This window comes from Pseudomonas sp. HMSC076A11 (assembly GCF_001810205.1).
Lineage (GTDB): Bacteria > Pseudomonadota > Gammaproteobacteria > Pseudomonadales > Pseudomonadaceae > Pseudomonas > Pseudomonas aeruginosa.
In genome coordinates this window covers 34,461-45,565 of record NZ_KV800268.1, presented here as the reverse complement: position 1 = coordinate 45,565, position 11,105 = coordinate 34,461, and the positions used below count along the sequence as shown (strand labels likewise).

Genomic DNA, 11,105 nt, shown 5'->3' with positions numbered 1-11,105 from the left:
GGAACCACTTCACTAGGAACTGACTTCGGCGCCGACAGCGAGCTGAGTGCCTTGCTCCGATTCGCCATGGGAAATTCCCCAGCGACGAACCATGTATTTCCTACTGCGCGCTCCTACCCCGATCAGCACGATGTGGCCGAACCCCTTCCCTATATAGGAACACTGCACCATGGCTGAAACCCATCGGCTTCAGATCGGCTCTCTCCGCAGCGATGTCGCCCTGACGCTTCACACCTATCACGCCGCCCGCATCTGGACCGGCAGGCAGAAGTCGGATGCCAAGCACAGCATCCTCGGCCTCTCCGGCTTCTGCGCATACGTGAATCGCATGCACCGCGGGGCAGCACAGGACGATCCGTACTCCGACTGGTGGCTGGTTCAGATCGAAGAGAAAGTCGAGAGCTGCCAAGCCGCACTCAAGGCCATCGACCAGCGACTGGATGACGTCATGGCCAAGCTGCCCGCGACCCTCGATATCTCCGAGAACCTGTCCGTTACACCGGTCAAGGTCCCGTTGTTCATCTCCAACCCTCTCGGCTTCAAGGCAGTCTATCTCCTGACCAACTACGACGAACTCGCCCGTCGAATCCTGCTGGCCCAGCACGTCGGGCTGGTCGGTCGCCGCGACATGGAGGTCTGGCTCGACGAAGGTGCGTCGGTGCTGCGCAGCCTCTTTGGTCTGGCCCAGAGCTACCAGTTCTCGGGCACCACTCGCGACGACTTCGCCGCAAACAATGCTCGCGCCGAAGCCGCGCGGAAGATGTACGAGAAGTTCGGCGAGATCCCGCAGGACATCCTGGAGGGCACCCGACGCTCGAACTTCGCTCCGCCGATCACCCGGGGCCGCTCTGACAGTGATGCCGATGATGACGCTGACCGTGTCGAGCTCGAGGACTGATCGGAATGCGGCAGCTCGATAAGGACCAGCAAGGAGCTCTGCAACAAAGTGCCTTCCGCCCACTGCAACAAACTGCCTTCCAGGCGCTGCAACACAGTGCCTCACTAAAAGGCCTTTTAAAGCCTTTTAAAGGTAAGGGGGAGCTGGCCCAGTTGGCGGAACAGTGCGAAGCCCTGGAGCAGGGATTACTGGAACTTGCCCAGGGACTGCTGGCCCAGGTTCGTCGCCCACCCTTCACTCTACTGCCCACCCGACTCATCGAGCAGCGCACATCCGCCCGCACAACCTTTCTTCGCTGGCAGAACATTGCATCTCGGCGGATGGGCGTCGGGGTGTGGACGGAAATGCTGCGCCAGGACAAGACCCCGGAATACCTGCTGCAAGACCTCTACGAGATGGAGCTGCAGCGCATCACCCTCAACATGCAGATCAGCCTGATCCACTCCATCGGCAAGCAGGCCGCAGAGTGCGCGGAAAAGATGGGCCAGGCCGAGGCCGAGTTCATGGGCCGACTGCAGCAGAGTCAGACCCGCCCTGGTTCGGTGGGCATGTAGCTGTACCGCTCTACCTTCGACGAAACGATCACCAACGGAGAGAGAACATGAGCAACATCAGCAACAAGGCCGTTTCCAACACCAATACCCAGCCCTCCACCGAGGTCAGCGTCGAGATCACCGGCGGCAAACCCACCACTACCAGCCTCGACGTCGCCAAACACTTCGGCAAGCAGCACAAGGATGTTCTGCGCGCGATCCGCAATTTGGATTGCTCGACGGAGTTTCATGAGCGCAATTTTGCGCCCACGATCCAGACCGTGCTGGGGCCCAAAGGGGCCAAGCGGGAGGAACCCGCATTCCGCATGACCCGCGACGGCTTCACCTTCCTCTGCATGGGATTCACCGGCAAGGAGGCCGCCCGGTGGAAGGAGGCCTACATCAACGCCTTCAACAAGATGGAACAGGCGCTCATCGAGCAACCCGAGATCCTCAGCCACAACCACCTGCTCCAGTTCGCCATCAAGACCCTCGACCTGATGCGCGACCACACCCTCGGCGAGCCGGCACGCCCCAGGACAGAACAGGTCGTATGCAACTACCTGGCCGTCGAGTCCTTGGACGCGGCGACTCCCGAGCAGATCAAGCAGGCCCTGAACTTCCTCCAGGGTCAGATCATCGGTGAAGGTGTGGCCGCCAAGTCCTTGCCCAGCGTGGCCGGCTCTTCCATCGCCAAGGATCTGCTCTACGGCTTGCTGCGCTCCGCTCATGACGCGGAGCTGCTGTTCAACTCCCTCTACGACAGTGGCGTCGAAAAGCTGGCCAGCGAAGTGTTCAAGGAGCACATGGCCAACACCTTGGCTGCAACGTCTCGGCAAACCCGTGAACTGCTCGGGTACGTGGCCAGCCGCGCCACTCGCTCCCCCTTCAAACCACGTTCCACCCACTAACCCCCTACTCAACCGACTGGAGATTCATCATGGCTACCCCCGTCTTCTGGGAAGGCAACATCGGCTCGGCGCCGGAGCACCGCAGCTTCCCCAACGGCAACAATCCCCCGCGGCAGTTGCTGCGTCTCAACGTGATGTTCGACAACTCGATTCCCGATGGCCAAGGTGGCTACAAGGATCGCGGCGGCTTCTGGTGCAGCGTCGAATGGTGGCATCAGGATGCCCAGCGCTTCGCCGAACTGTTCACGAAAGGTATGCGCGTCAAGGTCGAAGGCAGGGCGATCATGGACCGCTGGCCGGACAAAGAGTCAGGCGAAGAAGTCCAGGCGCTGAAGGTCGAAGCCTCGCGCATTTCCATCCTTCCGCATCGCCTGGCCGAGGTCACCCTGTTGCCGTCTACCAACGGCCAATCGACCCAGCATCAACAGTCTCGGAACGTCCCGCAGCAACCTGCTCAGCAGGATGCGCAATCGCAGCAAGACTACGACAGCGCCTTCGACGACGACATCCCCATGTAGCAGGCGGCTTAATTTTTGGCCGCCCATTCGTGAAGCTGCGGGTGGCAAGCACTACTCTTCGCCGCCCGCAACCTCTACAAATACTCGCCCGACAGGAACTCCGCCATGAACAGGAAAGGTGACCAAGCAGGCACGCATTGCCCAGAGAAGTTGACCAGGCCTCCGCTCAGCGCCGACGAGATATTAGTACTGGAGTGCATGGTGCTTATGGAGGAAGAAGTTCGCGCAGCCTTCATACGGACGGCCCAACGCATTGCCGACGCGACAGTTAAACGCCGGTCTTAATATTACGAGGTGCAGTGTGTCAAAGAGAGCGACCGATACCGACAAGCTGGACAGACGACACTTCAACGATCCCCACCGGACTGTACGGGCTATTGGTGCTGAGGCCGCGCGGAAAGGGCTACGGGTGTTCGACTGCCCCTACAGTCATCCTGCGATGCGGGCGTCCTGGTTGAAAGGGTTTGCCCAGGAGCAGCAACAGCAGCTCGACTTCTGATTGTCCCTGCCTTTCAATACCTCCCGAAAACTGCAACAACGCACCGTCCATTTCGCATTGTTGGCCCGCTCTCTGATCGCGACAGTTCGACCGACTGTTCCGAGAGACTCCGCCGATGCACATCGTAATCATTGAAGCCCCGGGCAAGCTGAAAAAGCTGAGATCCCTTCTCCCCTCGATTCGTCCCGACGTGACCTGGCAGGTCGAAGCGACTGCCGGTCATATCAGAGACCTACCCGTTCACGGCCAGGATCCGCAGATGCTCACCGTCGGCGTGGGCCAGGATTTCAAACCGCACTACCAGATCCTCTCAGGCAAGGAAAAAACCGTAGCACGGCTGAAGGAGCTGCGGCAGAAAGCCGTGGAAATCTACGTCGCATCCGACCCGGATCGCGAAGGCGAAAGCATCGGCTGGCACATCCTCCAGGCTGCCGGGATCAAGAACTACAAGCGCGTTGCCTTCAAGGAAATCACCAAGTCGTGCATCAGCGCCGAGCTCAGCTCGCCGCGCCGTCTGGACCTCCCGAAGGTCGCCTCGCAGGAATGCCGTCGCGTCATCGATCGCCTGGTGGGGTATCTGGTCACGCCAGAGCTGCGGCGCGTGATGGGCAGGCCAACCACCGCCGGGCGCGTGCAGTCCGTCGCGGTGTACCTGGTGGTCCTGCGAGAGCGGGAGATTCGCGCCTTCACAGCAATCAAGCACTTCGGGGTGGAACTGGCCTTCGTTTCGCCCAGCGACGGCCGCACCTGGAAGGCGGAGTGGGATCCAGTGCCCACGTTTGCCAGCAAGGAGTTCCCGTATGTCCAGGATCGTCAACTCGCAGAACTGGTGGGGGCTATACGCAATGTCATCGTCGAGACCTGCATCGATGGCGAAGAAACCGATACGCCTCCGGCACCGTTCATCTCCTCCTCGCTCCAGATGGCCGCCGGGAATGCGCTGAAGTGGTCACCCGACAAGACGATGAAGATCGCCCAGCGGCTGTATGAACAGGGGCTCATCACCTACCACCGGACGGACAACCCCAATATTTCGAAGGACTCCATGCCGGATATCCGTGCTGTCGCCAAGGCATTGGGGCTGAAGTGTGTTGAGCAACAGCGGATGTTCAAGGCTGACCAGGACGCCCAAGAGGGCCACCCCGCCATCACCCCCACCGATTGGACGGCCGCTACCGCCGGTGAAACTGCTGATGAGCAGGCCCTGTACCAGCTCATTCGAGTTCGTGCGCTTGCCAGCCAGATCGAAGCTACCGTGTACGCAGTGAGAACCATCACCCTCCTGGGCGTCGGCCCCGACAAAAAGCCGCTGCGCTTCGGCGCCAAAGGGAAGCTGTTGAACGTGCCTGGCTGGCGAAAACTGCTGCAGGGCGATGACGCCGAGGAGCAGAAGAACGAAACGCCTTCAAACCCCATCCCGGCGCTGGAGCCAGGCCAGATACTCAAGGTCTACAGCGGCGAAGTCCTGGAGAAGAAAACCACCCCTCCCAAGCGATTCACCGACGCCAGCCTGGTGGGCGAGATGAAGCGCCGCGGGATTGGTCGGCCATCCTCCTACGCCTCGATCGTGAAGAACATCATCGACAAGGGCCAGGTGCAGATGAAGGGGCGAAGCCTGGTCCCCGGCGAGCTGGGCGAGGCCACCATCGCGCTCCTAGAGCACAACTTCAGCTTCCTCAGCCTCGACTTCACCCGCAACCTCGAGGTCGCCTTGGACCGGATCGCCAACAGCGAGGACACCTACATGAACGTGGTCCAGCAGTTCTACCAGCTACTACAGACAGAGCTGCAGACACTCCGCGCGCTCCCCAGCGCACAGGACGAACCACGCGCAAGCTCCACCGCCAATGTCTCCTCGGCACCGTCCGACGACTTCCTTTGCGGCAAGTGCGGTCTGCCCCTGGTTCACCGCAAGAAAGCCGGCAAGGGCGGCTTCGACTTCTGGGGTTGCAGCGGCTATCGAACAACAGGGTGCAAGGTTAGCTACCCCACCAAGAGCGGCCGGCCTGACTTCGACAACCCGCGCGGGCTATAGGTAGTATTCGCGGCGCCACGGATACTCCGGAAAAAGAGCAGGCAACATGTGTTGCCTGTGTCGTTTTCAGGCAATTTCTCTAGCTTCCACTCGTGGCCGCCGTCCGTCAGGTTTCTCACCTCGGTAAAATGAAAGCTATCTAATCTCACCGAAACCTGTATGGTGGTCTCTACTGCGTGCCCAGTTTAGCGTCCCGCCTTGATGTTCAGTCTGTTCGATCCTCATCTCCTCGGTTTGTCTTCTCTCTGCATTCAGCTCTAGCCAGGCTTTGAACCTGCGCACTCTCAAATTTTGGAGATATACATCATGGCAACTCGCCAAACTGGTACTGTTAAGTGGTTTAACGAAGTTAAAGGTTTCGGTTTCATCACCCCGGAAAGCGGCGCAGATGTTTTTGTTCACTTCCGACAGATCGAAGCTAGCGGTTACAAGTCCCTTGACGAAGGGCAGCGTGTAAGCTTCTTCGTTACCGCAGGCGCCAAAGGCCCGCAGGCCGAACAAGTGCAAGCTCTGTAGGGCTGTTAGCACCAATTAATAAGTCCCGCATATGCGGGACTTATAATTTCTACCTCAGAGCTGTGCAGTTATCACAGCTAGTTCACATGCCCGTCACCATCCTCCTCACCAACCCCGCCTCATAAGAAAGAGAAATACTTTCAAACCGGGCTGAGCATTTTCGGTCGATACGCAACACACCGGCCGGCCACAGTGCTACTTGCTTACACAGGAGCAAGCGCTTGCCACCACTCGATAACGCCTCCCCTACCGAGCAGTTGCCGGATCCATCTCTGGGCCGTTACAGCGAGCATCAGCTCGCCGTTGCCAACACCTGGGCAACGTATTTCTCCCTCGCAGGGTCAGCCTGAACTAAGTTCATCCGTCACTACCTGTGCAGCACCTCTATGACCCGCTGCTGATGCATCACCGTCGCTGCTGACAAGGGTGTGCGCTACACCATCAAAAGCTGAAGACACTCATCTCAGGTTGAATGCCTGATCAACCTTGCATCATCAGCGCGTCCAGTTAAACTCAATTGGACACGCCGTATATCCCCAGCGTGTTCCCCGCCCCCGGCAGACTTGGCCCCGCACCCCGGCCTGTCGGGGGCTTCTTATGAAGGCAACAGTCATGAAAGCTATAATTTCTGCTATCGCGTGCCTACTGCTCTTGGTAGTGGTATTTAGCCTCTATCTGATATTTCAAATCTGGTAGAGTCCAGAAATACAGCCTGCATGTGCTGAACATTTCCCATCGATCCGAAGCACACCAACCGGCCACAGTGCTACTCGCTTACACAGGAGCAAGCGCTTGCCACCACTCGATAACGCATCCCCTACCGAGCAGTTGCCGGATCCATCTCTGGCCAGTTACAGCGAGCGTCAGCTCGCCGTTGCAAACACCTGGGCAACGCATTTCTCCCTCGCTGGGACAGCTCGGACAAAGTTCATCCGTCACTACCTGCGCAGCACCTCTGCGACCAGATGCTGGTGCATCACCGTCGCTGCGGACAACGGTATTCGTTACACCATCATGCGTGCAGGGCCACTACTCCAAGTGTTCGACGGTCAACTGATCGGTGCGTGGGAGTGCAAGCCTGCCCATCGTGTCCCGGCAAGCACGCCGTCCCCGGCAGGGGCGTTGAAGCTGTTACAGCGCCTTGAGAAGTTCGACGACGCAGTTGCTGTACTCAGCTCATACACCAAGCGAGCGCACGACCTAGCCACTCAGATGGCCAGGGACGACCTCGGACTTCCGCATCGCCTCGTGTATCCGAGCCACAGCAACAAGCGCTACTACGCGCCAAGGCACCAGTTCTACTTGAAGCAGATCGGAGCGGTCTTGCGAACCTTCAGACAGGTCCTGGACCAAGACCTGCTGTTCGCCATCCGCTCGGTTCGGTGCCTCTCGCCCCAGCTCTACAACTGGCTGGCTCAAGGCAACCAGGTGCGCCGACTGCAAATGCTGAAGGCTCAGCCGGTCTTGACACCGCTACTGGTGGATTGCGAGGAGGGAGTCTGGCCCTACACGATGACCAATGACAACGGCGAGAGCATCCACCATTACCTTCCTTGCCCCTTTTCCCTGATTGATAGTGAACGACCGCAGGCCGCCGCCATGCCATGCGATTTGTACCTCGATATGGGCCGTATTCTTGGGCAGGTCGCGGACGAAGGGATTTCGGTCATCAACTTTTTCGCCTGGCTATTTCAGGCGCCGCGGGCCTCGATTCGATTTCTTAGTCACGTCAGTCCCGGCCATGCGGGAGGAGCTCTCTTCCATCGCAAACGGGAAGGCCGACATTCGGGATGGCATGCTCTCCTACTGGCTGCATCACTAGGTAACCGGCGGCCGATCACTCGCGCTCAATGGACAGCATTCTATGCCGCCTACAATGCGATCCCCTGGCAAATTCACAATGCCAAGCCCGACTACAACCGTCTCTTCAACGGCTGCCCGTCGGATTGGCAGGATCCGGCATGGCTTGCAATCACTGCACGGCTGAGCGACATCAAGGAGTTCTATTCCGCCCTCGACCAGGGGAACTCACAGGTTGTTCGGCAGGCGCGCAGCGCCCTGAAAGCGTATCTGGGCCATTGTACCTATCGACAGGCTGGCAACCTGGTGGACGACTACCACCAGGTCCAGAGGGAGCTGCGTGCCGCAGTGCAGAGCAGCCTGCCCGATCTGGTCGACACCGACGAGTACACCACCTGGGAGGGAATGCTGCCTGTCGGCCTTGTCGATTGCCCTAATGGCCTGCAGATCGTCGAGCTCCGCTGTCCTGCCGACCTATATGCCGAACATATCGCTCTGGCACATTGCATCGATAGCTACGACCAGGCCGCCTACCGAGGAGACTGCCGACTGCTCTCAGTACGTGAGGCTGGTCGTCCGCTGGCCTCTGCCGAATTGGAGCTCAGGCGTGAGCATGGCGAGCCTATAGGTAGGCCTTGGAATCCCAAGCACCTTTCCACGGTGCAACTGCGCGAATTCGATAATGCCCCCGTGCCGACCGACTCGCCTGCCGGCCAGGCATACCGCTGGTTCATGGAACGAATTCGCTCTGGAGCCATAGCGACGAACCTGAATTGGCCCGACATGACCGTCCACATGACGCGCTTCGCCAATGGTCGCTGGAAGGCGGGCCTCGCCGAAGCCACGGCGAAGTGGCTGCTCACTCAGTTGGAAGACCGATGAACCGTCCACGCCTGATCAACCGTACCTCCGCGACACCTTCGACGCTTCTGCAGCGGGCGATCTTCGACGGCTACGACTTCGGCTTGAAGATCCCCTACATCGCAGGCAGCAACCGCGCGCTGCTGGAGCTGTCCGGCTTCTTCATCAGCGCCCGGGAGCATCCGTTGCACCGCTACTGGCGGGTCCCCAAAGGCAAGCTGCTGCCTGAACTGGACACTCTGTACAACCGTCTCGCCGAGCTTGCTGGAGGTCTTCACTCCCAGTCCTGGCGGGAGTTCAGCTGCTTGGTCGAATCCGCGCAGGCCTCGCTTGACCGACAGGCCTTCACCTGGGGGCTGCTGCTGCGCATCGCGCCCCTGGCCGAGGGCGGCGTCCTACTGTCAGGCGAGTTCCATCCTGGTGTGGTGGCGGTGGCTCGGCGGATGCGTGGGGTGTTCCTGCACCCATCGAGTTCCTGGCGCATCGACGCCACACCTGAGTTGCTTCGCAGCAACCTGATTCTGGAGCTTGGCCTCGCCGAGGAACAATTCGAGATTCTGGATACTGTCCAGGAGCTGCTCAGCGACGGCAGCTTCGCGCCGTCGACCGAGCTGCCCAGCATGAGCATCGGCGGTCCACAGCAGGAACCGGCAGCGCCATCCCTGGAGGACGAGTCAGCCTCTGACATCTACCTCGCCGCGGTGCCGGAGATCGAGCGCACCGAGTACAGCTCGGCTGATATAGAGGTGGCGCTTCAGGGCTACTCACTACTGGCCCACCAGCCTGACGGCATCGCTCATCTGCTGCAGAGGACCAGCGCCTTACTGGCCGACGACATGGGACTGGGCAAGACCCGCCAGGCGGTCATCGCCGCTTCGATCCGCGCGGCGGGCAGACCAATTCTGGTCATCACCCTGGCCACCCTGCTGATCAATTGGCAGCGGGAGATCCAGGAGGTCTATCCCTCGGCCACCGTGGCCATTCAGCAGGACACCCCAGAGGCGCAGTGGATCCTCGTCAACTACGAGCAGTTGAGCCCCTTCGTCGCCAACGCTTCGCGCTTCGCCGTGATGGTCATCGACGAGGCGCAGCGGATGAAGGAACCGACGGCGCAATGCACGCGGCACGGTTTCGACATTGCCGCCCAAGTGCCGAACCGCTACCTGCTTACCGGCACGCCGGTGCTCAACCGCGAGACCGAGCTGCACACCCTGCTGCGCCTCTCAGGCCACCCCATCGGCCAACTGCCGCTGAAAGAGTTCTGCGACCGTTTCGCCGGCAACCCGGAGTTCCGCCAGAGTCTGCGGGCGGAGCTGGGTGACTGGATGCTGCGCAGGCGCAAAGATGTGCTGCCCAGCCTCAAGGGCAAGCAGCGGCAGTTGCTGAAGGTGGCCCTCTCCACCGAGGAACGCCAGCAATACGACGTGCTGCGCCTCGAGGACCGACCGGTCTTCGCGCGACTCGGCGCGCTGCGGCGTTACCTGGAAACGGTGAAGGTTCGCGTGGCAATGGACCTGTTGAGCGAGCTCGACGCAGAGGACAAGGTGATCCTGTTCTGCGAGTTCAAGCCGACCGTGGCTGCGCTGAAGGAACTCTGCGAGCAGGCCGGGCACGGCTGCGTCACGCTGGTGGGCAATGACTCTCTCACCAAGCGGCAGAAGGCGATCGATCGCTTCCAGCAGGATCCCGACTGCCGGGTGTTCATCTGCACTACGGCGGCCGCAGGGACGGGCAACAACCTCACTGCGGCGAACTACGTGTTTTTCCTCGGCCTGCCCTGGACTCCCGGTCAGCAGGAACAAGCCGAAGACCGCGCGTACCGAAACGGCCAGCTCCGCATGGTCGTGGTGAAAATCCCACTGGTCGAGGCCACGATCGACGAGCAACTGTGGCAACTGCTCAACGCGAAACGCCAGGTTGCCCAGGACCTCATCGAGCCCGAGCTGCTCGACGGAAACCGCGCGCTTTTAGCCGCAAGCCTAACTGGATAAAAAAGCCCTGATCCTCCGCCGAGTATTTCCTGCTGAAGCATGGCGAATGGCCTGCCACTGTGTGCCCATCATCAAAGGGGGCCTCAATGACCAGGCAGTCGACCACTCTCACGCTGTGCCTGCTGCTCGCCAGCTGCACGACCCACAAGGCCGAGCCGGCCAGGCCCGCCTTCGACAGCAGCCGCAATCCAGACCTGCTCTCTCCGGACCTGTACCCAAACGGTGTGCAGCCGGAGAAAGAGCCCGTAGTGCGCTACGGGCGCTACACCCTGGTCAGCACCCAGCCTGGTGCCGGTCAACGCGACCTGATGGCCCAGATCATCGACGTAACCATCCCGTCGAGCATGAACCCGAGCGTCAAGGACGCCATGCAGTACGTGATGAGCCGCTCGGGTTACTCGCTGTGCCCGGCAGACGCCGGTCATGTGAACATCCTCTACACCCGGCCACTGCCGGCGGCTCAGTACAAGCTCGGCCCGATGACCCTGCGCAACACCCTCCAGGTCCTCTCCGGCCCAGCTTGGCAGGTTAAGGTCGACGAGG

10 protein-coding genes are annotated in these 11,105 nt (G+C 60.4%); all 10 read left to right on the top strand.

The features are described from left to right. The first annotated feature begins 169 nt into the window (after positions 1–169). Positions 170–898, top strand: coding sequence for a PFL_4669 family integrating conjugative element protein (locus tag HMPREF2716_RS03100; protein ID WP_016264252.1), 729 nt, complete (start codon positions 170–172; stop codon positions 896–898). A gap of 5 nt (positions 899–903) precedes the next feature. Continuing rightward, positions 904–1,452, top strand: a complete 549-nt coding sequence (locus HMPREF2716_RS03095) for a DUF3158 family protein (RefSeq protein ID WP_016264251.1) — start codon at positions 904–906, stop codon at positions 1,450–1,452. 47 nt (positions 1,453–1,499) lie between these two features. Further along, the gene (locus tag HMPREF2716_RS03090; RefSeq protein ID WP_016264250.1) at positions 1,500–2,342 is read left to right on the top strand and encodes a Rha family transcriptional regulator; all 843 of its coding nucleotides are present in this window, start codon (positions 1,500–1,502) and stop codon (positions 2,340–2,342) included. A 29-nt stretch (positions 2,343–2,371) separates the two neighbouring features. Next, the gene (locus HMPREF2716_RS03085) at positions 2,372–2,860 is read left to right on the top strand and encodes a single-stranded DNA-binding protein (protein WP_003134107.1); all 489 of its coding nucleotides are present in this window, start codon (positions 2,372–2,374) and stop codon (positions 2,858–2,860) included. Positions 2,861–3,161: 301 nt separating this feature from the next. Further along, positions 3,162–3,359 carry an ICE-associated protein CrpP gene (crpP, locus tag HMPREF2716_RS28460; RefSeq protein WP_031644039.1) on the top strand — a complete coding sequence of 66 codons (198 nt, stop codon included), beginning with the start codon at positions 3,162–3,164 and terminating at the stop codon, positions 3,357–3,359. 115 nt (positions 3,360–3,474) lie between these two features. Beyond that, positions 3,475–5,394, top strand: coding sequence for a type I DNA topoisomerase (topA, locus tag HMPREF2716_RS03075; RefSeq protein WP_016264249.1), 1,920 nt, complete (start codon positions 3,475–3,477; stop codon positions 5,392–5,394). Between the two features lie 306 nt (positions 5,395–5,700). Beyond that, a complete protein-coding gene (locus HMPREF2716_RS03070; protein WP_003105733.1) occupies positions 5,701–5,910 on the top strand; it encodes a cold-shock protein in 210 nt (69 codons plus the stop codon). A 792-nt stretch (positions 5,911–6,702) separates the two neighbouring features. After that, the gene (locus HMPREF2716_RS03065) at positions 6,703–8,592 is read left to right on the top strand and encodes a hypothetical protein (protein WP_031675535.1); all 1,890 of its coding nucleotides are present in this window, start codon (positions 6,703–6,705) and stop codon (positions 8,590–8,592) included. After that, positions 8,589–10,562: a DEAD/DEAH box helicase gene (locus tag HMPREF2716_RS03060; protein ID WP_023084745.1), complete on the top strand. Its 1,974-nt coding sequence runs from the start codon at positions 8,589–8,591 to the stop codon at positions 10,560–10,562. Before HMPREF2716_RS03065 ends, HMPREF2716_RS03060 begins: the two co-directional genes overlap by 4 nt. Positions 10,563–10,648: 86 nt before the next feature. Beyond that, a partial coding sequence (locus HMPREF2716_RS29765) for a PFGI-1 class ICE element type IV pilus protein PilL2 (protein ID WP_256548103.1) occupies positions 10,649–11,105 on the top strand: 457 nt, incomplete at its 3' end.